We start from the raw sequence: 26,121 nt of genomic DNA, 5'->3' as shown, positions 1-26,121 counted from the left end.
GGTGTAATGGACAAAATTCATGCTAAAAAGTAGAAGGTAGTCGCTAATGGACATAATTCATGCTATTTGAGAGACTTTGACCCTAAAAAGTCTTTAATAAACCGCAACTTACGCTGCTCATTTAGACCATGATGACTGTGTAATTGTCGCTTGAGCTCGCTGAATAATCCTTCAAGAGAATTGGTGGTATTTGGTATATCTAAATGCTTATATTCTTGATAAATGAATAACCAATCACTATTGGTTCTGAGGCTACGATAAGCACTTCTAAGGCGCTTATGCGTGTACCACGTTCTACTGTTATCGTCATTGGTACTACGTTCATTGAGATAGGCTTCATGAGTCACATACCAGTGATCTAAGCGCTGTATGAACGCCTCTTTATCAAGCAGTTTTATTTCTAAAGTAAGTCGTCTAAGCTCGATACTTGCACTGTTCTTAGGTCGACGAGTGAGGTAGCGGGTCACTATTTGCACCTGATGAAACTGGCACATCTGGCAAGGGGTGCGGGTGAATAACGTACGCAGTCCTCGTCTACCATCACAGGTGATGCTTTGTATATCAACGCCTAACGATGCTAGATGATCAATTCCTTGTTTGTAGGCACTGTTGGTTTCATGACTGACTATCGCGTAGTAAAGAACGGCTTTAGTGGTATTGTCCATAAAAACCATTAAACCGAACTTACGACCGAAGTAAGTGGTGTCCATGATGATGTTAGCAGTATTCGGTCGCTTAACTTGATAGTCAATACTGACTGTGTCTAAGCGTCTTTGAATGGTTTTAAGACTACAGCTATACTTGTCAGCCAGTTGTTTGTAGGTCTGTTTGCCCTGAGTGTATTCCGTCCAAAGGGTTTGGTTATTGAGTCTTTTGCCACCTAAAAACTGCCGTCTGCAAGCTAGACATTGATACTGTTGTTTGCCTAGCTTGCGTCCGTTCTTTTTAGTGTGTTTATCACGACAAAAAGGGCAGTTTTTTGATTCATGGCTTTGATTCCTTGCAAATATAGACAGTATATAGCGTTAGACCCTACGCCAGCATGAATAATGTCCATTACACCGGTTTCGAGCTAAACTATCATACTTCAATAATTGTATTTTTTGGAAAAAAATGAACTCTACCGAATTGTATGCGTATCAAGATACGTATTTCGAAATATTGAATATTTTTTTTATAGATATTGTTGGCCAAGAAGCCTCTTTTTTCAATAGTTTTGAAGAAGTTTATAAAGAAATTTTAAAAAATTCAAATAAGTTGCAAAATGGCATGAATCCATTCTCAGACTTAAGCTCTAGTCTTTTAGCGTTATATGCTGAAAGTGGTATAAATGTATATAAATTTGCTCAAGAATTAAATGCTTGTAAGTTAGTGTTAGGCGGCAGCTCTAGATTTTATGGAACCCAGCTAAATGCTACAAAGCGTTCATTACTATTTTCTGATACAGTTCTCATTCCAGACCCTATACTTCCTTATCTTGAAAAAGATAGAAGTGAAGAAAAGTTTTTCTATATAGCTATAGTTCAAGCAGCATTTTATATTCTCCGAATGAAGGAGCTTAATGACACAAAGTTTGATGTGTTGCCTTTCATTGTCTTTCCTAGTTGGGAGAAGTCGCTGGAAGACAAAGACCCAGAGACTCAAGCTAAAATGATACAGCTCACTACAGATATTTTTTCTCATTACGTTGATAGCGGAATTCGCTCTTTTGATGACATTCATGAGTTTAGTATAAGTCATGAACAAGTATTTTTAGAGAAAATTAGAACACATCAACTGTTTATTGCACCTGGAAGAAAACCTGGTGAAGATATTAAAACATCAATGAATTCTTACAGGGCAGAAATGTTAGAAACGCGAAGCGCAGAATGGTGCAAAGACTACTTAGAAAAGCCTGACAATTTTTTGATTATTAATGCTATTTTTGAACGTGTCTCTCCACAATATCATTTACTCGAAAATGCTAACGAACTAAGAAGTAGTCCATTATTATGTATTGACAGCCAAGCCCATTATTATAAGCTAGTAACTTCAATGAACAATAGCTTTATTAGTAACTGGAATAATCAAGATAGCCAAACAGGAGGAATTGTCAAAGCATTGACTAATCCTCGAATGAGTTTTTTATCAAATATACCATACGATCAAATGATCTCTATCCGTCAGTCTAACGAAAATATACAGTTCAGAAGAGAGCTAAGAGGATTAGTAAAGAGTTTATCGTCAACTAACGTTGAAGACGTAGATTTAGTCGCAAGCGAAGTATGTTTTCATATAGAATTACTCATATCAAAGCATAGAAAAGAGTTAGAAAATATAAAAAGTAAGTATCAAGCAGTTTATAAGCACAATGCTTTAATAGGCTCTGCTAGTTTAGTTGTTGCAATGACGCCCGTATTAGCACCTTTAGCTGGGTTGGGGTTAGTAGCTACAGGCGGATCATATATTAAAAGTAAATTAGCAGAAAGAGATGAGTTAAACCGAGCTTCTAGGTCTTTGATGGGCATTATTTCCTTGGCGAAACCATAATTAACCTATACAAATTGGGCTAGACGGTAGCACAGTATAAACAATGTTAATTATGATTCGTATTTTAATGCCAATTTATGTCATTGGAGGGAACTGAATACACTTCATCGGTAAGTAGAGCGATATATGCCAAGTGTTTATATCTAGTATCTATGGCATTGTACCCAATAATATTTATTATCGCTCACTAGGATTATATTCTCTCAACGCTGCAATACGATCATCTAATGTTGGGTGTGAACGGAATAAGTTTGCAATACTAAAGCCTTGTGTTTGTCCAGACGAGATTGCAAACGCTTTCATACTCTCAGGCATTTGGTCAGGGCGCTGTGCAGAAGGACGAAGCGCATCAAGCGCACTGATCATTTTTTCGCGGCTGGCAAGTTTTACCCCCATTTGATCCGCACGGAATTCACGTAAGCGTGAAAACCACATCACGATAGCAGACGCCAAAAACCCAAGTAAGATATCCATCACAATACTGGTAATAAAGTAACCGATACCTGGGCGATCACTGGTGTTTTTGAACACAGTACGGTCAACGAAGCTACCGACAATGCGTGCAAAGAACATCACAAAGGCATTGACCACGCCTTGAATAAGGGCAAGGGTTACCATATCACCGTTGGCTACATGACCAATCTCATGTGCCAATACCGCTTCAACTTCATCGGCTGTCATATTCTGTAGTAGACCAGACGATACAGCTACCAGCGCCTTATTCTTATTCCAACCAGTCGCAAAAGCATTTGGCTGCGAATTATTAAAGATACCGACTTCAGGCATACCGATATTTACTGCTCGCGCTTGTTTGGCTACTGTATCGACTAGCCATTGCTCAGTCGAGTTACGAGGGGATTCTATCACCACCGTACCCGTTGATCTTTTAGCCATCCACTTTGATATAAATAGCGACACCATCGAGCCAACCATACCGTAGATACCACACATAACAGCAAGACTGACATAGTTAAGACCACCTGCACTATGCACACCGCCAATCCCAAAAAATCTGGATAGTATGCCAAATACAATGCTAAACACCACAATCACGGCTAAGTTGGTCAATAAAAACAAGCCAATACGCATCATTACGTTAAATCCCTATTCAATAGATCGGTATGACCTCGATAGACGGTTATCTAAGAGGTTTGCTATGATAGATTTTACTGTGATTTTGACTGTAATGTCAGACAAAATAGTCTTTTATAAGAGGTGATAGAGATAGAGTGATTATTTTGGGAAATACCGTACAATACCTAACTGGTTTTGTTAGATTAGAAGAGTAGTAGGTGGGGAGTAGGTAAGTTTGACAGAATTAAAGACGGTTGGCCTTTTTGCGCTGACAGCATTAGCTGAGATTGTCGGTTGTTACCTGCCTTATCTATGGCTGCGAGAAGGTAAGTCAATTTGGCTGCTTGTTCCCAGCGTGCTTAGTTTAGCCGCTTTTGTTTGGTTGCTGACATTACATCCAACGGCTGTGGGTAGAGTCTACGCAGCTTATGGTGGGGTATATGTGGTGATGGCGATTTTATGGTTGTGGACGGTGAATGGTATTCGACCAACCACGTGGGATATAGTGGGTTCGGCGGTCGCGCTGTTAGGGATGGCGATTATTATGTTTGCACCGCGCAGTACTTAGGGCGTATCTTCAATTCACTCGATTGTATCTAAACGGTCTAAAAATGGCTAAATTTTGCCGAACACCGTCAAACAGCTGACTAATATCCCGATATTATTTGCGCTATTTTCTCGTTTGACGGCGATTTATCTCATTTTTATGACTATTTTTAAAATGAGGATACACCCTAGTATCAAAGCATCATCTAATATAAGAAATGCCAATCTAATATAAGAAATGCCAATCAAATATAAGAAATGCCAATCAAACCTTGAGGTTCGATTGGCATAGCTTTAATTAATAGGGTTTCAATTAGCACAGTGGTGCATTGAATATTAATGTTTACCTAAAATACTACCACTGTCTTCTTTCTTTGATTGTTTAGCCGCTTTTTTCTCTTTTGCCGTTAACAGTGGCTTCTTTTTTACATTCTTCTTACTATCTTGACCTTTACTCATGATTTTTTCCTTTTTAGGTAGCTTATACCATCCTCTAAGCCAAATTAGCTGACTAGTAGGCGATATTGCTACAATGGCCGCAAACGCTGCGTACTGGATTGAGTATAGGCTGAAGGGTAGGTAATAGATAGCCTCTGCACAATTCACCTACGATTCGATCCAACCCTGCCTTTGTCGATGCTATGCCTTAAATTCGTATTTTATAAATAGACGTTGTAGGCAATAGATTTATTTAGCCAATATTGCTATTAATAAGTGCTTACTTACGGATACATGCCAATTTGCTATAATAAGCGACAAGCCAATGATTCGCTGTGGCAAACCTTTAGTTATTAATATTTAGCACGATAGTGCTTACTGTTTTGGTCAAAATTATTATGCGTATCCGTAAACTTTTTAAATTTGAAAATGCTCATATCGTGCGTAACTGTAGCTCTGAGCGTTGCAAGCATTCTATCCATGGTCATAGCTATCAGATTGAGCTGATTCTAGAAGCCAAGCGCTTAGATCACGGGCAAATGGTCTATGATTTTGGCTTATTAAAGTCTTCGATTAAAGACATCATCGACAGCTTTGATCATGCCATTTGCTTTTGGAATAAGGACGATCCTGAGTATATTGAGGCTTGTAAAAAGTTCAGCGCACGCTGGATAAGTTTGCCAGTCTCGCCGTCCGCAGAGCAGTTCTCGCGCGTGATATTCTTTTGGGCGCAAGAAATTCTAAAACAAACCCAAATGCAAAACGGTGAGTCTGATGTCAGCGTTTACTCGGTGATTGCCCATGAGACGGCAACCGGTTACGCACAGTGCTTTGCTGATGATGTGGCAAACGCGCAAATGGGCGAGCTTAATTTAGAAGAATTTGAGTTCAGCGACCAAGTGAGTGCTGAATGGCATGACACCGAGTTGTATACCAAGCTGATTCGCGGTGAGCGCTTTATCAATCCATCCGTGACTATGCAGGTACATACGCAAGTACAGACAGGTAAGCCTGATGCTTAATAGTACAATGGAAGACAAAAACGTAAAAATGTTGACGCTGTATTCTGAAGCCGATACTCAGCATTTGGCGGCACAATTGGCGGCATTACCACTATCCGGTAGTGTCTGGCTAGCGGGTGATTTGGGCGCAGGTAAAACCACGCTGACGCGTTATTGGTTGCAAGCGCTCGGACATTCGGGTGCCGTTAAAAGCCCGACTTACACCTTAGTGGAACCTTATAGCATTCAGCAAAATGACGACTCAATTAAGCCTGTTTATCATGCTGATTTATATCGTCTGCAAGACCCAGAAGAGCTGTCTTTTATCGGTTTCGATGAGTATCTCGATGAACCAAATGCGCTGGTCATTATCGAATGGGCCAGCCGTGCGGACAGCTACTTACCGCCGCCGACTATGTTTATCGATATGACGCAAGCCAACAGCGCTGATATAGATAAAGAGGCTCGTCAAGTTGAGCTGCGACTATCGAAGGCGGGCCAAGCACAAGGCTTAGATTTATCCTCTCTTAAAATTTAGTTCAAACCCCGTTAATGCTGCTGAGACTATAGAAAAGTATGACATCCATTAATGCCAGATAATCTCTCCAATAGCCGCATCAAAAAATTATCGCCGTTGCTCATCAATCAATTAGCAGCAGGTGAGGTGGTCACGCGTCCAGCCGCAGTGGTCAAAGAACTGCTTGAAAATGCGATTGACGCTAGTGCGAGTAATATTGAAATTCATATTACCCAAGGCGGCATGGGAATGATTGAGCTGATGGACAATGGCACGGGCATTCATCCCGATGATATGGTCATGGCCATTACCCGTCATGCGACCAGTAAAGTTGCGGATGTCGCTAACTTACATGGTATTACAACGTTAGGCTTTCGCGGGGAAGCCTTGGCAGCGACGGCAGCAGTTTCTCGTTTGACCTTGACCAGTAGCCACGATGACAGTGGCATCGGTCGTCAGTTGCAAGTTGCTGGTGTATTGGACGATGTGCCAAGGCTCATACCCGTTGTGCATCATCGTGGTACGACCATTACCGTAAAGGATTTATACTTTAACGTGCCAGCCCGTCGCGGTAATTTAAAGTCTATCGCGACCGAGTTTGGTCATATTGAGACGATCGTCCGTGAAGTCGCACTGGCGCGAGCAGATGTGGCACTGACGCTGTTTCATGATAATAAAAAGCGGCTGTCGCTGTCTTCAAGGTCTGTCGATAACAACAATCATAGTAATATAAATCGTCTGCCATTATCGCGTCTTGAACAAGCGACTGGGTCATTACTAATGGATAATGCGTTAGAAATAGCGATAGATCTCAGCAGCTTGGTGCAGTCACCTGCAGAGTATGCTGGCAATAGCTTTGGCGCTCAAGCAAGCATTAATGGTTGGTTGTGGCCTATCGCTCATTCGCAGGATACTTTACCAAAGCTAATCTATGTGAATGGCAGGCTAGTAAAAGAAGCCTTGGTTAGCAATCAATTGCGCCAACTTGCCCAAAGTACTCAGCTGGCAGGTATTGGCTACGCGCTTTATTTTGATTTGCCAACCGAGTGGCTCAATATCAATGTACATCCATCCAAACAGCGCATCAAAATCAGTCCGCTCAACAATATCATGGCGCATCTAAGTCATGATATTCGGACAAAGCTTAAAACGATTATTAGCAAAAAGACCATTGATTCTGCTAATGATGATAGTCAAGTATTAGATAATCGTCTACCTATATATAACGCCTTTGCTGCTGAAAGGGAACAGACATCATCTACCATTCGTTTAACCAAAACCCAGCAAGTACAAGCACCTAGACAGCCATATCAGTTGTCAGTAAGTAAAGATTTTTCGCAAAATTTAGAAGAGCGTCTTTCAGGAAAATTCTATAGTGATGACTCTTCAGCGAAGAGTATTAAATTATTAAGTCCAGTTTCAACCAATAACGCTAATATTCTAAGTAGCTCGTTACTAACAAGCGAGTCTTTACCAGTTTGCTTAGACATCATTACGAGCTTAAATAACCTAGCAATCGAATCTTCTTATACTAAAGACATCGATAATAAATCACTGCCTTGGTTATTATTTTACTATCACGGGCAATGTTTACTCATCAGTGCAGCAGATTGGCAGTCGATGTTAAGCTCATTATTTGAGTCACAAGTGCTTAGCAATAATTTTTCCAAAGAAGGGGAAGTATTAGAGGGCAAGTCGATAGATAGTGCAGCATATATTAATCAGCAACTGGCTACCGTGAGCGCGCAAATGTCAGCGCAAGATTTGATAGTATTCTTAGCTGATATCGACTCGTTACTTATTAATAACGCACTCAAAACGATAGACAGTCAGCAGTTAGTCGCGTTAATGCTCTCGTCTGTGAATAAAAAAAATAACTAAATTCTATTTCTGTTACCCAAAACATTATTGGTAAAGGCAACTTTATGCAACATTCGTCTGATAGCTCGTCTTATCGCCTAAATCCCAATTTGGCAGATAATAGCGTGGTGTGCTTGATGGCACCAACCGCGAGCGGTAAGACAGCACTGGCTTATGAGCTGTATGATACAGGGCGTTATGAGCTCATTTCAGTAGATTCAGCGCTGATATACCGCGACATGAATATCGGTACAGCCAAGCCTACGACGGAGGAGCTGGCGCGTTATCCGCACCATTTAGTTGATATTATTGACCCGACTCAGAGCTATAGCGTTGCAGAATTCGTTAATGATGTTGCTCGTCTGATTGATCGCTGTCATGAAAACGGCAAAATACCCTTGCTCATTGGCGGTACCATGATGTATTACATGGCGCTATTAGATGGGCTATCTCCAGTACCAGATAGCGATGATAGCGTCCGTGCGCGGGTGGAGCAATGGCGACAAGATGAAAGTATAAGTGTGCTATATGACTATCTAGGTGAAGTTGATGCGGTGAGCCACCAGCGCCTCAATGCCACTGATACTCAGCGTATTACCCGCGCTATTGAAGTGTATTTGCAAACAGATATCCCAATTAGTGACTGGCAGCGAAAGCCCAAACAAGCATTGGCCTATAATCCCAATCAGAACTGGCATGTATTGGCAGTGATGCCTGATCGCCCATGGTTACATGAGCGTATCGAGCAGCGTCTAGACATCATGTGGAATGAGGGTCTAGTGGCTGAAGTAATCAGGCTGCTTGAGCAGTATCCACTAACACCGAATTTGCCGTCGATGCGCTGCGTTGGCTATCGGCAAGTCTTAGAATATCTCGTGCATACTAATCATCCAATATTTGAACAGCCGCATTTAGACAAGGCGTTGTTTTACGAGGCTTTTGGCGAATTAGACAGTTCATTAAGTAATAAATTACAACAAGATAAAGCGTCTCAGCCTCTTCTTGAATCAAGTTTGGCCGATAGCCAAACCGAGGTGCTTGCTTGTCAGCAAATGCAAAATAAAGCATTATATGCGACAAGACAGCTAGCAAAGCGCCAGTACACTTGGCTTCGCAAAGTAATGCAACTGCCCAGTACTGCGACACCAGTAGCAATAAGTCCCAACTCTGCTGATGATGCAAATGACTCTATGAACCATACGTTAGAGATTAAAGCATTCACAACAATGGCAGAGGCAAGAAACTATCTGCTTTAGCCATTCTTAAAGGCGTTATTTGCCTTAAAGTCTGTCTTGATTTTGCTCCATCTTATTAGAAACACAACATAGCAGCAACGCCTCATAAACACACTAGAAAGTAATGACAATTAGTTTCAAAATACAACGTTAATAGCTGTTATAATTTAAATTCAGTAAAGTGGTGTATTTTGCGCGATCGCCATTGTTTTATTAACTATTATTAATTGACGTTTGTTGATAAAAACAGTTTATGAAACAAGTAGTTACTTAATTATCTACAATAATAATGTATTCACGATAAAGTGGAATCGCTTAAGAAGGACCAGTGTTTATTTAGATACGTTTTATAAATAAAACTTATTATTGTATCTACTCTTAGCCATTATAATTAAATCAACACTTAAAATAATTGGCGCTTAAAACATAATTATATAATATTTAGGAGAGATTTCATGTCAAAAGGACAAACTTTACAAGATCCGTTCTTGAACTCGCTGCGCAAAGATCGCATTCCTGTCTCTATTTTTTTAGTTAATGGTATCAAATTGCAAGGTCAGATTGAGTCGTTTGACCAATATGTCGTGTTGCTCAAAAATACCGTGAGCCAGATGGTTTATAAGCATGCCATCTCGACGGTTGTACCAGCGCGTAACCCGCGTAGTAGCACAGCGACAGGCACTACCTCTCAGCCTCAGAGTGCCGCGCCAACCAGTTATCAAGGTAGTGGTTTTGAACGTGGTAGTAATCCTGCTAGCGGCAGTGGTTTTGAAGAGCGCGGTTTTGCTGCTAATCGTAGTGGCTTCAACCGTGGTGGCTTTAGCCAAGGTCAAGATCGCGGCTTTGAGCGTGGTAGTTTAGGACAAGGTCAAGATCGCGGTTTTGAACGTGGTGGTTTTGGTCAAGACCGTGGGTTTGAGACGCCAGCAGACAGTGCGAGCTTCGAAAGTAAGCCAAATAACGAGTCTGATGATAACAACTAAGTTGATAATAAACAACCGATCATAGACAGGAAGTATTTTGCCTATAGATGCGTTATCTCGACTTGATATACTTAATCAAAACCTGCTGCTATAGTGGGTTTTTTTTGTATAAATAGACGTATAATAACTACTAAACATTGATATCGATTTGACGTTGCTATTGGGTTTTGCGGGGCATTATTAATATTGCTCAGAGTATAGTAAAATATCTTATCGATTCATTATAAACATAGAGCTGATGCATGAGTAATAGCCAAAGCAATCTGACCCATGAGCAATATATTAGTACCGCTATCGAAGCCATCAATACCGAGATATCGGCGTTAGCACTACTGACAGAGCAGATAGACGATAGATTTGCACAGGCTTGCGATATTATCTTGGCCTGTAAAGGTCGGGTAGTGGTGACTGGTATGGGTAAGTCAGGATTGATTGGGCGCAAAATCGCTGCGACCTTTGCCTCTACTGGTACACCCGCTTTTTTTATGCATCCTGGTGAAGCGGGGCATGGAGACCTAGGTATGCTGGTGAAAGGCGATGTGTTGCTGGCCATCTCAAACTCTGGCGAGTCAGACGAAATTAAAATGCTGCTGCCTGTGGTTAAGCATTTAAATATTCCACTGATTAGTATCAGCCGTGATAAGCGTGGCATGTTACCGCGCGCAGCTGACATTGTATTGACCTTGGGTAAATCGCAGGAGGCCTGTCCGCTAAATCTTGCGCCCACTTCTAGCACCACCGCTACATTGGCGCTAGGCGATGCCTTGGCAGTGGCTTTAGTGCATGCGCGCAATTTTACGTCAGAGGATTTTGCTTTATCGCATCCAGCAGGGGCGTTAGGTCGTCAACTGCTCACGCGCGTCGAAGATTTGATGCATACTAAGTCAGAAGATTTGCCACTTATCAATCAACAAGCCCCATTGCAAGAGGCGCTTTTTACCATGTCTGCTGGGCGTTTAGGTATGACAGTGGTCATTGATGATAATGACAGAGTTGTCGGCGTATTTACAGACGGTGACTTACGCCGTGGCTTAGAAAAAGGCATTGATCTACAAACCCCGATGCGCGATGTGATGGTACACGACCCACGTCGCATCAGTAAAAGCATGCGCGCATCAGACGCTTTGAGTGTCATGAACGAAAACGGCATTAGCCAGCTATTGATTATCGATGACGAAGATCGCTTGGAAGCGATTATTACGGTTCATGACTTACTACAAGCGGGTGTTAAGTAAGCATTATGCATTTAAAAAAATAATGCTACATAAATAAGAGCCAAAAAGTCTTTAAGAAGGGATGACTCATGCAAGACTTAATAAAAAAAGCCGGACAAGTGAAGCTATTGGTACTGGATGTTGATGGTATTTTATCCAATGGTCAAATTATCTATGACGCCAATGGTATTGAGACTAAGGCCTTTTCGGTACACGATGGTGTCGGCGTTAAGTCGTTAGCACGGTATGGCATTTTGACTGCTATTATCACGGGTCGTAGCAGCGCCATGGTGGATAAGCGCGCTGTCGAGATGGGTGTGAATTATGTGGTACAAGGACGTGATGATAAGCTCATTGCCTTAAATGAATTGTTATCTACCCTTGACCCGGCACTCAACATTACGGCGGCTGATTGTGCTTATATGGGCGATGATTTGCCAGATATTAAAGCAATGCAAACCGTGGGGTTTGCGGCAACGGTGCCCAATGCTCATGCCGAAGTGATTAAGCGTAGCGACATGGTCACCACCCGCGCAGGCGGTACGGGGGCAGTTCGTGAAATATGTGATCTTATCTTAAAAGGTCACGGTCATTATCAAGACTTTATCGCGCACTATACGCTTGATGAGGCACAAACTCAGGATAACTTGTCGTGAATACTCGTGTTTTAATAGTTTTAGCGTTGATTATTGCTGGTATTGCTGGCTGGTTTTTTCAGCAGCAAGGAGATATATCACCGCCAGTCAGTATGGAAGCGACGGATGTTGATTATGAAGCGACCGACATCAAGGCGGTGCAAACCAATGAGCAAGGCGAAACGGAATATGAGCTTACCGCTGAATCGTTGACACACAATCCGGTGACTAATGAGGATGAGATGTCCGGTATTACGATGAATTGGGAGCCCTCAGATGAGCAGCGCTATCGTATCGAAGCGGGTAGTGCTGCTATTAGCCAACAGACTGGAGAGCTGAGTTTGTCTGGTGGCTTTACCTTAGTTAGTGAAGATAAAGCTGATGGCGCATCAGATATTGAACCCATCAAAGTGACGGGTAATACTCTTAAAGGCAATACCAAGTCAGGTCAAGTTTATAGTGATGAAGCGGTCAAGATTGAACAAGGGATGAATCGATTTGAAGCATCGAGTATGAAAGCCAATCTTGAGACTGGAGAATATGAGTTCGGTCAGGTCGCTGTGAATTTTTCTCCTGCTGACCGTCAAGACAAAGCCTTGTTTTAATCACCGTTGCCTTTTACAGTAAATGATTACGTCAAAAAGCATTAAAACAATATAGTTGGTTCAGAATAATTGAGAGACAGGACAGATGAGCGAAAGTGCTATCTATAGTACGCCGAGTGACTCTAATAACCTGAGACCGTGTCCGATTAATATAGAATTGACTATCGTTAGCATAAAGTTTGCAAATCCTACTACTAATAATAAAACGAGTAATATTTATGAAATCTAAATTTTTGCCTACTTTGCGCTTATTATCGACCCGCTCGATTCAAGTCTCTCCTCGTCTGCGCACGCTATCGGTCATGATGTTGCTAGCGTTACCACTATACAGTCATGCGCTGCCATCAGACGCCAACCAGCAGATCAAGCTGTTGGCAGATAAAGCCACGTATAGTGAACGTACCGGCGTCACCAGTTATTCTGGTGGTGTGGTTATTACTCAAGGTACGTTTAAGATGACCGCAGATAATATTACGGTCAACTTATCACAGGGTCGTAGTATCAACTCTGCAGTAGCGACCGGTCGTCCAGCCACTATGCAACAAGTAGTTACCCAAGAAAAAGGTGTGGCGAAAGGTCAGGCCAATAAAATTGATTATAATGCCATCACTGGTATTATCACGTTGACTGGCAATGCAAAGCTTGTACAAAATGGTGCCAGTTTCGCAGGTAATGTCATTCGTTATAGCTTAAAGGCGGGTGATGTAGAAGCGACTGCTGGCGGCAATCAGCGCGTGGAGTTGGTTTTCCCGCCCAGCAACAGTAATAGCCAGAGCGGTGTACGCTAAGTTGTACAAACCAGTCTGTAGCAGCGCTTAAATTTCGATAACACTATGAGTAAGTTATGAGTGATAACCAAAATCTTGACCCTTTAGCCCCAACCATCAACGCTGAGCCTGTCGCGCGCTTGTGTATGAAGAACTTAGGTAAGCGCTATGGCAAACGTTGGGTCGTCAAAGATGTCTCGTTTTCTGTTGATCAAGGTCAAGTGGTTGGATTATTAGGCCCTAATGGTGCCGGTAAAACCACCAGTTTTTATATGGTCGTCGGACTGGTTAACATGGATAAAGGCAGCGTCAGCTTAGGCAACATGGATTTATCCAAATATGCCATGCATGAGCGTGCTCGTGCTGGTATTGGCTATTTGCCGCAAGAAGCCTCTATCTTCCGCAAACTGTCTATTGAAGACAATATCTTAGCTATTTTACAAACGCGTACAGAATTGACGGCCAATGAGCAGCGCCAAGAGCTTGAAAAACTAATCGGTGAATTCAATCTAGGACATGTACGCAAATCTTTGGGAATGAGTGTATCGGGCGGTGAGCGTCGCCGTTGCGAGATTGCCCGTGCCCTAGCAGCTGATCCGAAGTTTATCTTGCTCGATGAGCCTTTTGCGGGCGTTGATCCTATCTCTGTTGGTGATATTAAAGATGTGATATTAACGCTAAAAAATCGTGGTATTGGCGTACTAATCACGGATCATAATGTCCGCGACACGCTCGCTATTTGTGAAAAAGCTTATATCGTCTCAGAAGGTGCCATTATTGCTGAAGGTACAGCTTGCGATGTTTTAGATAATGAATTGGTGAAATCTGTGTACCTAGGTAAAGATTTTCAGGTATAAATCAGTAAGTTAACCACTATTCACGTTCGTTTCTGTTTTTATAAGTTGGCATAAAGTCTCAGCTATCTTTTGTGTCAACGACCATAATTCATACCCTATTCGTTATTATCCCTGCTACACAGCCTGTCATCTTAACGGCTTCTTCATACAATTATTCTCATATAAACACTTAAAAAAGTATTCTGATATTTTATTATTGATCGTCTGTATAAGGCTCATACATTATGGCAAAAAATAAAAGCAGTTATGTCTGTCAGCATTGCGGGGCGCATTTTGGCAAATGGGCAGGGCAGTGTACGGATTGCGGGGAATGGAACAGCTTGGTTGAAGCGCCAAACGTCAGTATGCCGCATCATAATAAGAATACTGCTAAGCCTAATGCTAGTCGAGCGGTGTCTCGTAGTACAGGTGCACCCGCTGGCAACTATGCAGGCACTCATAGTGCGGTCATGCCGCTTAATGCTGTCAGCGTCGGCCTAGATACGCGCTTGCCCACTGGCATTAGCGAGTTTGATCGTGTGCTTGGCGGTGGATTGGTTGCCGGATCTGTCGTATTAATAGGCGGCGACCCCGGTATTGGTAAGTCAACTATCTTATTGCAAACAGCGACCAATATGGCTCGTGCTGATTCGCTGGCAGGTAGTGCGCTTTATGTGACCGGCGAGGAGTCACTGGCTCAGGTTGCTATGCGTGCCAAACGTTTGGATCTGCCTGCTGACAGACTTCGGGTATTGGCCGAGACCAACGTCGAGACTATTTGTGCGGCTTTAACTCAAGAGCAGCCAGCCATTGCTATTATTGACTCTATTCAGACTATTTATACAGATGCCATCAATTCTGCACCGGGCGGCGTCAGTCAAATTCGAGAATCTGCGGCTATTTTGACACGGTATGCCAAGCAGACGGGCACTGCGCTATTTTTAGTGGGGCATGTGACCAAAGAAGGTACGCTCGCAGGGCCACGCGTGCTTGAGCATATGGTTGATACGGTATTGTATTTTGAGGGACAGTCAGACTCCCGCTTTCGGATGATTCGCGCCGTCAAAAATCGTTTTGGTGCGGTTAACGAGCTCGGTATTTTTGGTATGACCGATATGGGACTGAAAGAAGTCGCCAATCCGTCAGCGATATTTTTGAGCCGTTATGATAAGCCCGTGGCTGGATCGGTCGTTATGGTCAGTCGTGAGGGTACGAGACCGCTATTGGTCGAGGTACAGGCGTTGGTTGATGATTCGCAAGGTCAACCTAGACGTATGGCGCTGGGGCTAGATTTTCAACGCTTATCCATGCTGCTGGCCGTCATGCATCGTCACGGCGGTATTCATACCAGTGGACAAGACGTGTATGTCAACGTGGTTGGCGGCGTCAAGGTCATAGAGACAGGGTCTGATTTGGCTGTATTATTGGCTTGTGCTTCAAGTATCAAAGAAAAGCCCTTGCCTTCATCCTTAGCCGTGTTCGGTGAAGTAGGCTTGTCTGGAGAGATACGCCCTGTACCTAACGGTCAAGAACGATTGAAAGAAGCGATGAAGCATGGTTTCAAGCACGCTATTATTCCTAAAGCTAACGCACCTGCGAAGGATTCTCCTCAATTTAAAGGCATTAATGTGATTGCCGTTGAACGTCTCGACGATGCTATCGAAAGTGCGTTTGAGTTGTAAGCGATAGGTTTATAGCTTTATATTAAAAAAGATAAATGTCAGACATAAAAAAGCGCCTAACTCATCGTGGTTAGGCGCTTTTTTCGTTTTAGCTATAACTTTAGTTATAAAACTGTAGGTTTAGAACTAGGGTCCTGAAACACGTTCAATCGAGACGTTACCAACCCCTTTGCTAGTGATACCTAGTTGCTTAGCAGCACCATAAGACAAATCCATTACTCGGTTACCGTGGAATGGACCGCGATCATTGACTTTTACCACGACGCTTTTGCCATTGGTCTTATTGGTGACTTTGACATAGCAATTTAATGGTAGTGAACGATGAGCCGCTGTCAGGGCATTCATATCAAATGTATCACCGCTGGCCGTTTTGCGACCATGAAATTTACGGCCGTACCAAGATGCCAAACCGGTTTGCTTAAATTTGCTCACTGAGTTAGACGCGACTGCTGTTAAACGCTCTAGCACGTCTTCGTCATTGCTTACTTGAGCGGTATCGCTCGCTAATAGTGAGCTGCTAAGTGCTAATGAGGTAGGCTGACGGGCAGACTTAACCAAGCTTGAAGCACCGTCATGTTGACGACTAAGCTCACCGAGGACACGGTCGATATGGGAGGCGTTATCTTGCGAAATCATTGCAAGGGTGGTTTTTGCTTCTACCGCATTGGCATTAGATGCGACTGCAGAGCCAGCAAATAGACATACTGACATTGTAAGTAAACCAGATAAACGCTTATTCATAAATACCTCTATAACTTATACATTAAAACCTAACTCTAAAAATCTTAGATCGAGTGTGACAGACTTAGACCAATCTAATCGTGTCGCAAGCTCTAAAGCCTATATATCAATCGGTTATTCTAATCACGATTGATGCAAAAGATGGCTTTTATAGGGTCTAACATATGATAATTTTCATTTTGTTATCATAAATGCGTTGCAGTAGTAAATGACTGAAACGTTTACGATGTGCTCAAATGATAGTTAACAACATTAATTAAGTACCGACTCTCATAGTTAAATAACTAAAGTTTCAATGGTCAGTACCGACATTTATCATATCCGATAAACAAACTTCCATGTATTGCTAAATTAATAAACGTTTTAAAGTGTATTACGTATTACTTTGTTATTAAAGCGTTAACTAAGTAGTCGATTTGAAAGTCTGAAATCTCGGATTTGCTAACTATACGGATGAGCTATAACTAAAATATAATTAAATGCTAAGTTTGTTAGTAGCTCTGTACGGGTTATGTAGCAAAACACAATAAAACGAGGTTAACGCAATTATTTGTAAAAAACAAGGATTAAAACCTATCAGTGTAGAGTAACAATAGGGGGAGTTTTAGAGGAAAAAAGCTGTAGTATAAATATATTTTTTCTAACTATATCAGTAGTTTAAGGTGGGATATGGCTATGATAAACGATGGGTAATATCAAAGAATATGTAGCATTAATTACAAATAAAACGAATTATTAGCTCCTAAAAACTGCTTAAATTCTATCTTAATATTCTAATTTTTGGATATTAAGGCTGCTATTTTTTAATTAATAAGTCGCTATAGTTTGCATTTTTGATACTCTCAAGAGTCACGTATGGCGTGTTTATGCAGACATTCCAAGTCCAAAATTTCATGTAGGCTTTAAAAAAGGACGCCATAAAATAGCGCCTTTTTAGCTGTTACCGACATAGTGTTTTTTCATTCTCTCATATTAAGATTAAAGCCATGCTCTAGTTAGATTTATGGGTATGAATGGACATTAATAACCCAAAGCCTGCCATCAAAGTGACGATTGCCGTGCCGCCATAGCTAACGAAAGGTAGAGGAACGCCAACAACAGGTAAAATACCGCCAACCATACCGACGTTGACGAACACATAGACAAAAAACGACATGGCGACCGCGCCTGCCAATAGTCTGCTATAAACATCGGGATGGGTAAAAGCAATATATAAGGCGCGTGTGAGTAGACAGGCATACACGAACATCAATAACATAACGCCCAACAGACCGAATTCTTCAGAAAACGCGGCAATAATAAAGTCAGTATGGCCTTCTGGTAAGAAATGTAGATGCGACTGTGTGCCTTCCAAATAGCCTTTACCCGTCAGCCCCCCTGCGCCAATGGCGGTTTTGGACTGAATAATATTCCAGCCAGCACCTTGCACATCCGCTTCCGGGTTGAGCAATGTCAATACTCGGGTACGCTGATAGTCATGTAACAAAAAATTCCAAGCGATGGCGATAAGCGGTATCGCTAAGATGGCCGCTCCTGAAATCATTCGCCATGACAGACCTGCTAAAAAAAGCACAAAAATGCCGCTGGCCGCGACCAGCAGCGAAGTACCCAAATCAGGTTCTTTGGCAATCAATAGCACCGGAACGATAATCAACGCTAATGTAATGGCGATACTTGAGGCTGAAGGAGGTAGATCGCGCTTAGACAAAAACCAAGCGCACATCATCGGCATGCCAAGTTTCATAAATTCTGAAGGCTGCACGCTGCCAAATCCTGGCAGGTTAATCCAGCGCTGTGCACCCATGCGCACCTCGCCAATAATATCTACCAATACTAATAGTACGAGTCCTAGAACGTAAAAAACAGGCGTAAAGCTACGATAAATGCTGGGCGGTATCTGAGCCATGGTAAACATGACGGCAAACGCTACCCCGTAGCTAATCATCTGGCGTATGACCATGCTCCCATCTTGGGTCGAAGCACTATATAAAATCGTTAAACCAATACAACAAACCGTCAATAAAAGCAGAGTCAACCATGGGTCAATATGAATACGTTGCCATAGCGTCGGTGCATGACCCTGACCTAAATGGTGGCTCTGACGGGAAAAACGGTATTGCGGATTAGAAGACATAGGCAAAATGTGGCTGGCAATTGGCGTAAAAGAGAAGTCTGGTTTGACACAAACAAATGATTAATCAATAAATATAAGGTATTCATTCTAATAGATGCTAACCAATAAAGTAACACATTAGTAATAAAGTCACGTAACTATGAAGATTATAAGGATAAGTGTTAATTACGAATAGGTCGCTAAGAATTAGATGCGATAGTTTAGCCTGCTTGCTAAAAATTTGATAGTATCGGTAAAACGTTTTTAGCGGGTGTTTCTTGCAATGATCAATAAAAAAAACCATGTCTATGGGCAGATTCACAAGCCTATTATTGCCTTATTGGTTTGTGCCAGTAGTATCAGCGTTCATGCGGCTATCGTGAGCGACAGCAGTGAGCGCCGCATTCAAGTCCGTCATGGCAATAGTAGCGATAATAGTAGCAGTAATCCCTATATCAAGCCTTCTACTAATGCGACATATAACTCTGGTGTTACTATGTTAAGTGGAGCAAGGCTAAGTGGCGCAAATGTGGTGACTGGCGATAGCATGCAGGGCTTGATTCAGCAAAAACAACGCGATTTCAATTTTGATGCCAGTGTATCCATTGAAGAGAACAAACGCGTCAACATCAATAGACGCGCGCCTAGCTACAGTACCACCTATCCCTCTACTTACAGTACCAGTAATAATACTTATAATAATTTTACCAGTATAGATTTTAACGGCTGGCTAAACAGCAATAGCTACCGAGCGAGCCAAGTTGCCGACTATCAACGCTATTTAAATGCGCGAGTGGGTGCTCGTAATGTACCGCCCTTGTCTCAATTACTCACGACGGCACGCAGTTGGGATAAATGTGGCTATGAGCCTTATCAGCTGCCGCCGCAAGAGTTATGGGCCAATGTCGTGCCCACATTGCGCCTGTATAGTGAGCTAAAAAACCAAGGTATTTTACCCGCTAGTACTGAGATACGCTCGGTATATCGCAGTCCTGGACTCAATGACTGTGCTGGCGGGGCAAGTAGCAGCAAACATATGACCGCAGGCGCTATAGATATTTGGGTGCCTGAGTACGAAGACAATTTATGGCTACTGAGCACCATGCAAGATGGCTTATGTCAGTTCTGGCAATATCAAGGTCAGTCTCATAACTTTGGGTTGGGGTTGTATTCCACAGGCGCTATCCATTTGGATACTGATGGATACCGCAAATGGGGCTTTAATCATGCCAGCAGCAGCTCTTCCTGTCGCTATTGATAAAGCCGATATTATCGTAAAAACGAATATAATTATCCAGTTATACTCATACGTATATAAACCATTTTCTATTGCAACAAATGATGGTGTATTATGTCAAAAATAATACACCATCGTTTGCTGTAAGCGGGATTTATGAAAAAGCGGTACTCAGCAGTAGAAAGATTGAGTCAATCAGACAAACCTAAAAAAAGCACTTTGCGCTCAACCCAGATGTATACGGGGTTATGTTGCTCAGTGGTTTTGTCTCTTCTGTGTGTTAGTGCTTGCAGTCCAGACCCTGCTTCTGAAAATAGCTTGCCCAATGCAAATGCTTCGGATGCAGAAGATATCGAAGAAAATATCAGAAATTCTTATGCGCTTCTCGCCGCTAAACGTCCTGATATATGTCCAAAACTGCTGCAAAAAAACGTCGATGATGACACTATCGTCCGTACGGCTGAGGTCTTGATATCAGATTATTGTGACTATTATTTATACCCAGAAGCAGGTCAAAGCATCGATATTAATATTAATAGCGATCAAATCGAGACGTTATTAATTGTCCCAACCATGCATAACTTTGCCAATGGTCCTTATCAAGTTCAATCTTATGATAAACATGTGATTCGCTTAAATTATGTCGGGGCAACTCACAAACCCACGCGCTTAAGCTATGACGTAAACATCACCATCACTAGCTAACGTAACCTAAGCTGACGACTTTACATAGTAGTTAGTACTTGTAACGTCATCCTTTATTTTTCTATTGTCTATTCTTCTTGTATTTCATATAGCTACTTCCAATAGTTACTGCCAATAGCTATCTTTAATAATTTGTCTAAAAGCACTTTTATAAGTGCTTTTTTTGATCTTCATTATTATTAATAATCACTATTTATCGGCCTTCCAAGGATCCTCTTGTCCAACAGTGACAATCAAAAAGTTATCAGGTTTGAGCGTATCGCGCATGGTTTCATTGACCTCTGGTAATCGTACTTGCTCAATACGGCTCACATAATTGGTCAGATAATTATTGGGCAATTGATAAAAATTCATCATTCCCAATAAGCTATTGATACCGGCGTTGCTGGCAAAGCCCATCGGAAAACTGTTCTTTAAATTGTCGGTCGTCAAGCGCATCTCAGTGCTAGTAATACCATTATCCAAAGTATCATTGATGACGTCTAAGCTGGCATCAATAGCAGCGCGCGCTTTATCATTGCGCGTCGAAAAACCAATCTGGTAAGGGCCGCGCGCTAGCATCGGACTCATTGAGCCTGAAATACCATAGGTATAGCCAAGGTTTTGTCTGATTTCAGTCATCAGCCGCGCATTAAAGTCACTTCCTGCCAGCACTTCGTTACCCACGGCAAAGTTAGTTTGCTTCTGCTGTGCGATAGCATCGGTGGCGCGTTTATCGCCCAGTTGTCCCATTAGTACGGTCGTTTGGGTGCTGGGAAAAGGAATGTGAATATGCTGCGCTTTTGTCAGTGGTTTGGGCTCAGGTAGCGTTGTCGCGGCTTGACCGACCGGCAAGTCAGCAGTGATATTGTCAGCAAGTTTTTTGGCTTGGCTTAAAGTCAGATTGCCTGTCATCGCGATAGAAGCATTTGCCGCAACCAAATAGCGATTTTTGAAGTCGATTAATTCTTTTCTTTCAATAGTCGGTACACTGTCGAGTGTGCCAACGGAAGGGTGGGCGTAAGGGTGGTCGCCATATAAAGCTTCATTAAAAGCAATACTCGCAAGGCTATTGGGGTCTTGTTTTTGCTGCTGCAAACCGACCAATAACCGCGCTTTGTTACGAGCTAGGATATCTGCATCAAACGCTGGCTCATTCAGCATTTGAGTCATCAAGTCGACGGCAGGCAGTAGATGTTTGTCATCGGATAAGCTGCGTAGCGAGACGATAAACATATCTTTATAGGCGCTACTGCTCAAATTCACTCCCAAGGTTTCAACAGCGCGGGTGAACTCATTTTCATCTAAGCTTTTAGAGCCTTGTTCCAACATCGTAGCGGTCATATTGGCAATGCCAAAACCGGCTTTGCGTATGCTGCCATCTCGGGCACTACCTGCATTAAATCGTAAATCAATATCGACAATGGGCAGGGCGGTGGTGCGTACAAAAAGTACAGGAACGCCAGCTTTGGTTTTGAACGGTTGAATGGTTGGAACTGTGACTTTTAATGGCTTGGCATCAGCGACACTTGTGAGTGTTGATAGTGCGGCTATTGGTGCATTTATATCAACGGCAGCTGATGGCGTACGAAAGTCTTCGCTACCAGTGGTATCTGCCTGAGCGGTGGTCGTCAATATCGTCAAACCTAATAATATACTTAGGCTCAAGTAGGAACGCTGCTTAAACCCAGGTTCGAAACGAGGTTCGAAACGAGGTTCGAAACGAGGTTCGAAATGAGGTTTAAATTCGCGCTTTACTAATGACAATAAAGAGCTTTTTTTTGTATTTATGAGAAAAGTAGTCTGAGTCATGGCTTTCTTCTTATTAATAAGGTCTTTAGCATTGGCTTATCAGTGAAAATATTGACAGCACGTTGTTATTATTGATTTTTGCTTACCGTTTTTTGACTTATTTGCTTTGTAGATGCTTTTTCTTCGGAGGCTTGCTCTGTCGGCGGTATCACATGCATGACGGTCAAATTATCTTTGACCAAGTACTTTTTACTGGCCGCTTGAATATCAGAGATTTTGACACCATCGAGCTTGGCTGGTAATTCAGCAAGCAGCCTGTCATCGAGACCGATAGACTGTAGCGAGCCAATCATGCGCGCCTGACCCTCCATGCTATCTTGGGCATAGATCAATCCAGTGACCGTATTGGTTTTGGCGCGACTGATTTCATCATCGGCAATGGGATCGGTTTTGAGCTTTTCTATTTCAGAAATTATGGCTTGCTGCGCTTGTTCTAAGCTGACACCTTCACGCGGCGTCGCTTGAATTAAAAACAGTCCATCACCGCGATCGAGCAAGTCATAAGAGGTGCCAACTGTGGTGAGCAGGCCTTGTTCGCGTATCAGTCGGCTCTCTAAGCGAGCAGACAGACCACCATCCAATACGTCTTGTGCCAACGATAACGCGTAAGCTTGTTTTTCATTGGCTGTGCCGGCAGTGACGAGACTGGGCACGTTATAACCCATCAGCAAAACCGGTACTTGTACCGCTTGTTCAGACTCAACTTGCTGATAACCCCGGAAGCCCTTTTGACTGACAGCAGGGCGTTTGGGCAGATTGCTTGGTTTGAGATCACCGAAGTAGCGTTTGACTTGCGCCAACACTTCTGTTGGGTCAACATCGCCAACTATCACCAAGGTTGCATTGTTGGGTGCGTACCAAGTCTTGTACCACTCTTTTAGCTCTGGGAGCGTAATGGATTCAAGCTCACTCATAGGGCCAATGACAGATTCGCCTTTTGGGCTATCAGGTAGCGCCAACAATCGAAATGATTCATAAGCTTTGGCAAGTGGGTTGTCATCAGTACGTTGGCGTCGCTCCTCCATGACCACTTGGTGCTCTTTGGTAAATTCTTTGTCATCAAAGATTAAGTTTTTCATTCGATCGGCTTCAAGCTCTAGCGCCAGTGGCATACGGTTGGCTGGGAATAGCTCGTAATAACCCGTATAGTCATAACTGGTAAAGGCATTGTTAACGCCCCCAAATTTGGCGATTAGGCGTTCATAGTCGTCACTTGATACAGTAGAGGTACCTTTGAACATCATATGCTCTAGCAAATGCGAGATGCCGCCTTTATCAAGCGGCTCATCTGTCGAGCCTACTCGATACCAAATCTGGGTCATGGCGACGGGTGCGCGGTGGTCTTCTTTTACCACGATCTTTAGACCGTTTGCTAACTGATACTCATGCCGACCTGACATATCCATAAACAACGCTGACGATGGCTGGGATTCCTTGCTGTCTGGGCTTTGGACAAGTGCGTTTCCATCCGCTGACGAAGTAGTGCCAACGCTGTTAGTCTGACAAGCGGCAAGGGTAGTTGCTATCGCCAAAGCGCAGGCAAGGCGTAAGAAGCTAGCAGGTAAGGGTAAGGTCGAGGACATGGTAGGTTCTACTTATATAAAAAGATGGCTGAATGTATGCATGCTAAATATAGTAATCGACAGTGCTGACGTTACAGCGATTTATGTGCGCCAACCATCACGCTAGCCGTCGGCTTAAACTCTTGCGTGGTGTTACAGCCAGTCGCTGACAGCGCGATGGTGGTTATTAATAGAGCCGCACTGATATTGGCAATTTTTTTATAATAATCTGATAGCGATGACATAGGTGATTCCTAATATGAAGTTATTGAATAAAGCTCGCTAAGAGTAGGCGAAGTTACGCATATTGAAGGTCAGATTTTTGTGTCCAAACCTTAAGCTAAACTTTCTCAACCATTCATCTCATCTAATGAATTCTAGCATTTAACCTCGGTCTAGGATGGTAAAGGCTGAGAGCAACTTGAATTATGCTAAACTAGGCTAAAAATAATCTATCATTTGAATGATAGAAAACGGACGATATACTGACCGATTTTAAAATAAACATCTTACTAATAATGATAACTTTTAGGGCAGGCTTATGAATAACCCAAACAATAGAAATCGTGTGGTCATTAACCTTGACGGTGGTCTTGATGATTTAGATGACGATGATATTACCTTACCCAGCCTACCGGTGCAATCTATGCCCATCGTTGATGAGGATATCGTACCAACCAAACCGTTAGATGATGCTGGGATGACCGATAAGCATCATGACAATGCGGCAAATAATGACAATGCAGTGAATAATGATAAGGCCACAGAGCAAGAAACGACGACAAACAAAGACGTCTCAAGCGCCCATGCTGCTGAGAGTATCGCTTTAGCCACGCCGATTGTCACGACAGAGGAGCATAACGTACCTAAAAGTTCCTCTGAAAGTTTTTCGCGTGCCAAGGAAACAGAAGCTAACAGCAAGACTAATACGGCTTCAACCATTCCAACCATGCCATTACAAGAGCAATTGGGAGACACAGCAAGCGTAAGCCCAGAAAATAATAAAGTACAACAAGCAGAAAAGCCGTCGCCATTGCCAGAAGACTCACAAGAACAGCAGGATAATAAGAAAAAAGGCAGCTGGTTTAACCGTATGAAAACGGGGCTGAGTAAATCACGGAAGAACTTAGCCGAAGGGATGGTCAGTATCCTGATCGGTGGCAAAGAGATCGATGATGAGCTGTTAGAAGAAGTCGAAGATCAGCTATTGGTCGCCGATATCGGTGTCAACGCGACCAACCGTATCATCAAAAGTCTCACTGAGCAGACAGACCGTGGTGACTTAATTTATGCCCATTCATTGTATAAAGCGTTGCAAACGGAACTGGTTGATATCTTAACGCCAAAAGTCGCGCCACTGGTGATTGATACCAGCAAAAAACCCTTTGTAATTTTAGTAGTGGGCGTCAATGGGGTCGGTAAAACGACGACGATTGGTAAACTTGCCAAGCGCTTACAAGGCGAGGGCAAATCTGTCATGCTCGCAGCTGGTGATACATTCCGTGCTGCCGCAACCGAGCAGCTACAAATCTGGGGTGAGCGCAATAATATTCCAGTCGTGGCGCAGGGTCATGGCTCTGATAGTGCCTCTGTGATCTTTGATGCCATGCAATCTGCCAAAGCAAAAAATATCGATGTACTGATCGCCGATACTGCTGGACGCTTGCAAAACAAAACGCATCTCATGGCGGAGCTAGAAAAAGTCGTACGCGTCATGCGTAAAGCTGATCCAAGCGCACCGCACGAAGGCATGATTGTTCTCGATGCTGGCACGGGTCAAAATGCGATCAATCAAGTAGAACTCTTTAACAAAGTCGTCCCATTAACGGGTATTACGATTACTAAGTTAGATGGAACGGCCAAAGGTGGCGTGGTCTTTAATATTGCCGAAACCACAGACGTGCCGATTCGTTATATTGGCGTTGGTGAGTCGATTGATGACTTACGCGCTTTTAGTCCAAAGCAGTTTGTCGCCGCCTTGTTCGAAACCGACGATAAAGAGTAGTACTCGATAGTTTGTTTGAGTCGATGGTCAATGATAGAGCCTTAA

General features: G+C 42.8%; 23 protein-coding genes and 1 pseudogene. 16 read left to right on the top strand and 8 right to left on the bottom strand.

Annotation, left to right across the window (positions count from 1 at the left end; translation table 11 throughout):
* Positions 1 to 62 precede the first annotated feature (62 nt).
* The gene (locus W293_RS0104175; RefSeq protein ID WP_025650624.1) at positions 63 to 710 is read right to left on the bottom strand and encodes a transposase; all 648 of its coding nucleotides are present in this window, start codon (positions 708 to 710) and stop codon (positions 63 to 65) included.
* Positions 711 to 1,113: 403 nt separating this feature from the next.
* Here W293_RS0104175 and W293_RS0104170 point away from each other — a divergent pair, with 403 nt between their 5' ends.
* A complete protein-coding gene (locus W293_RS0104170; RefSeq protein ID WP_025651251.1) occupies positions 1,114 to 2,529 on the top strand; it encodes a hypothetical protein in 1,416 nt (471 codons plus the stop codon).
* 177 nt (positions 2,530 to 2,706) lie between these two features.
* On the opposite strand, the gene htpX is transcribed toward W293_RS0104170, so the two are convergent.
* Complete coding sequence (gene htpX, locus W293_RS0104165; protein WP_025651250.1) at positions 2,707 to 3,621, bottom strand: protease HtpX; 915 nt, start codon at positions 3,619 to 3,621, stop codon at positions 2,707 to 2,709.
* 217 nt (positions 3,622 to 3,838) lie between these two features.
* Between htpX and W293_RS0104160 the strand changes: the two genes are divergently transcribed.
* On the top strand, positions 3,839 to 4,171 hold the full coding sequence (locus W293_RS0104160) for a YnfA family protein (RefSeq protein ID WP_025651249.1): 333 nt from the start codon (positions 3,839 to 3,841) through the stop codon (positions 4,169 to 4,171).
* A gap of 314 nt (positions 4,172 to 4,485) precedes the next feature.
* Here the strand turns inward: W293_RS0104160 and W293_RS17505 are convergent, their stop codons facing one another.
* Complete coding sequence (locus W293_RS17505) at positions 4,486 to 4,608, bottom strand: hypothetical protein (RefSeq protein ID WP_264673009.1); 123 nt, start codon at positions 4,606 to 4,608, stop codon at positions 4,486 to 4,488.
* 377 nt (positions 4,609 to 4,985) lie between these two features.
* On the opposite strand from W293_RS17505, the gene W293_RS0104150 reads away from it, so the two are divergent.
* The 11 genes from W293_RS0104150 (at position 4,986) to radA (ending at position 15,922) form a co-directional block, all read left to right on the top strand.
* Entirely contained in the window at positions 4,986 to 5,609 is a 624-nt protein-coding gene (locus W293_RS0104150) for a 6-pyruvoyl trahydropterin synthase family protein (RefSeq protein ID WP_025651248.1), read from the top strand.
* Positions 5,602 to 6,126, top strand: coding sequence for a tRNA (adenosine(37)-N6)-threonylcarbamoyltransferase complex ATPase subunit type 1 TsaE (gene tsaE, locus W293_RS0104145; protein WP_025651247.1), 525 nt, complete (start codon positions 5,602 to 5,604; stop codon positions 6,124 to 6,126). The genes W293_RS0104150 and tsaE overlap by 8 nt, the downstream gene beginning before the upstream one ends.
* A 51-nt stretch (positions 6,127 to 6,177) precedes the next feature.
* Positions 6,178 to 7,986 carry a DNA mismatch repair endonuclease MutL gene (mutL, locus tag W293_RS0104140; RefSeq protein ID WP_025651246.1) on the top strand — a complete coding sequence of 603 codons (1,809 nt, stop codon included), beginning with the start codon at positions 6,178 to 6,180 and terminating at the stop codon, positions 7,984 to 7,986.
* 44 nt (positions 7,987 to 8,030) lie between these two features.
* Positions 8,031 to 9,221 (top strand): tRNA (adenosine(37)-N6)-dimethylallyltransferase MiaA, encoded by a 1,191-nt coding sequence (gene miaA, locus W293_RS0104135; RefSeq protein ID WP_025651245.1) that lies wholly within the window; start codon positions 8,031 to 8,033, stop codon positions 9,219 to 9,221.
* 434 nt (positions 9,222 to 9,655) lie between these two features.
* Positions 9,656 to 10,183: an RNA chaperone Hfq gene (hfq, locus tag W293_RS0104130; RefSeq protein WP_025651244.1), complete on the top strand. Its 528-nt coding sequence runs from the start codon at positions 9,656 to 9,658 to the stop codon at positions 10,181 to 10,183.
* Positions 10,184 to 10,425: 242 nt separating this feature from the next.
* Positions 10,426 to 11,418, top strand: coding sequence for a KpsF/GutQ family sugar-phosphate isomerase (locus W293_RS0104125; protein WP_025651243.1), 993 nt, complete (start codon positions 10,426 to 10,428; stop codon positions 11,416 to 11,418).
* A 68-nt stretch (positions 11,419 to 11,486) separates the two neighbouring features.
* Positions 11,487 to 12,053 carry a KdsC family phosphatase gene (locus W293_RS0104120; protein WP_025651242.1) on the top strand — a complete coding sequence of 189 codons (567 nt, stop codon included), beginning with the start codon at positions 11,487 to 11,489 and terminating at the stop codon, positions 12,051 to 12,053.
* Positions 12,050 to 12,637 carry an LPS export ABC transporter periplasmic protein LptC gene (lptC, locus tag W293_RS0104115; RefSeq protein ID WP_025651241.1) on the top strand — a complete coding sequence of 196 codons (588 nt, stop codon included), beginning with the start codon at positions 12,050 to 12,052 and terminating at the stop codon, positions 12,635 to 12,637. Before W293_RS0104120 ends, lptC begins: the two co-directional genes overlap by 4 nt.
* 302 nt (positions 12,638 to 12,939) lie before the next feature.
* The gene (gene lptA / locus W293_RS0104110) at positions 12,940 to 13,425 is read left to right on the top strand and encodes a lipopolysaccharide transport periplasmic protein LptA (protein WP_173239370.1); all 486 of its coding nucleotides are present in this window, start codon (positions 12,940 to 12,942) and stop codon (positions 13,423 to 13,425) included.
* A 56-nt stretch (positions 13,426 to 13,481) separates the two neighbouring features.
* The gene (gene lptB, locus W293_RS0104105; RefSeq protein WP_025651239.1) at positions 13,482 to 14,261 is read left to right on the top strand and encodes an LPS export ABC transporter ATP-binding protein; all 780 of its coding nucleotides are present in this window, start codon (positions 13,482 to 13,484) and stop codon (positions 14,259 to 14,261) included.
* 224 nt (positions 14,262 to 14,485) lie between these two features.
* The gene (gene radA / locus W293_RS0104100; protein WP_025651238.1) at positions 14,486 to 15,922 is read left to right on the top strand and encodes a DNA repair protein RadA; all 1,437 of its coding nucleotides are present in this window, start codon (positions 14,486 to 14,488) and stop codon (positions 15,920 to 15,922) included.
* Between the two features lie 126 nt (positions 15,923 to 16,048).
* On the opposite strand, the pseudogene W293_RS17595 reads toward radA, so the two are convergent.
* Both W293_RS17595 and rodA read right to left on the bottom strand, forming a co-directional pair.
* Positions 16,049 to 16,390: pseudogene (locus tag W293_RS17595) on the bottom strand (septal ring lytic transglycosylase RlpA family protein); the annotation flags it as partial.
* Between the two features lie 1,264 nt (positions 16,391 to 17,654).
* The gene (gene rodA, locus W293_RS0104090) at positions 17,655 to 18,797 is read right to left on the bottom strand and encodes a rod shape-determining protein RodA (RefSeq protein WP_025651236.1); all 1,143 of its coding nucleotides are present in this window, start codon (positions 18,795 to 18,797) and stop codon (positions 17,655 to 17,657) included.
* 262 nt (positions 18,798 to 19,059) lie between these two features.
* Between rodA and W293_RS0104085 the strand changes: the two genes are divergently transcribed.
* Together W293_RS0104085 and W293_RS0104080 are read left to right on the top strand one after the other, a co-directional pair.
* Positions 19,060 to 20,034, top strand: a complete 975-nt coding sequence (locus tag W293_RS0104085; RefSeq protein WP_025651235.1) for a D-Ala-D-Ala carboxypeptidase family metallohydrolase — start codon at positions 19,060 to 19,062, stop codon at positions 20,032 to 20,034.
* A 135-nt stretch (positions 20,035 to 20,169) separates the two neighbouring features.
* The gene (locus tag W293_RS0104080) at positions 20,170 to 20,718 is read left to right on the top strand and encodes a hypothetical protein (protein ID WP_025651234.1); all 549 of its coding nucleotides are present in this window, start codon (positions 20,170 to 20,172) and stop codon (positions 20,716 to 20,718) included.
* 189 nt (positions 20,719 to 20,907) lie between these two features.
* On the opposite strand, the gene W293_RS0104075 is transcribed toward W293_RS0104080, so the two are convergent.
* From W293_RS0104075 to W293_RS17180, 3 genes are all read right to left on the bottom strand, one after another.
* Positions 20,908 to 22,509: a M16 family metallopeptidase gene (locus W293_RS0104075; RefSeq protein ID WP_025651233.1), complete on the bottom strand. Its 1,602-nt coding sequence runs from the start codon at positions 22,507 to 22,509 to the stop codon at positions 20,908 to 20,910.
* 68 nt (positions 22,510 to 22,577) lie between these two features.
* Positions 22,578 to 24,092, bottom strand: coding sequence for a M16 family metallopeptidase (locus W293_RS0104070; protein ID WP_025651232.1), 1,515 nt, complete (start codon positions 24,090 to 24,092; stop codon positions 22,578 to 22,580).
* A gap of 71 nt (positions 24,093 to 24,163) precedes the next feature.
* The gene (locus tag W293_RS17180) at positions 24,164 to 24,316 is read right to left on the bottom strand and encodes a hypothetical protein (protein ID WP_156915594.1); all 153 of its coding nucleotides are present in this window, start codon (positions 24,314 to 24,316) and stop codon (positions 24,164 to 24,166) included.
* An 848-nt stretch (positions 24,317 to 25,164) separates the two neighbouring features.
* On the opposite strand from W293_RS17180, the gene ftsY reads away from it, so the two are divergent.
* Positions 25,165 to 26,076 carry a signal recognition particle-docking protein FtsY gene (gene ftsY, locus W293_RS17500; RefSeq protein ID WP_217271537.1) on the top strand — a complete coding sequence of 304 codons (912 nt, stop codon included), beginning with the start codon at positions 25,165 to 25,167 and terminating at the stop codon, positions 26,074 to 26,076.
* Positions 26,077 to 26,121: the final 45 nt, after the last annotated feature.

The sequence above is a fragment of the Psychrobacter sp. TB67 genome, from assembly GCF_000511065.1.
GTDB classification, from domain to species: domain Bacteria; phylum Pseudomonadota; class Gammaproteobacteria; order Pseudomonadales; family Moraxellaceae; genus Psychrobacter; species Psychrobacter okhotskensis.
Note: the sequence above shows the minus strand (reverse complement) of the source record. Positions and strands in the feature narration are given on the sequence as shown.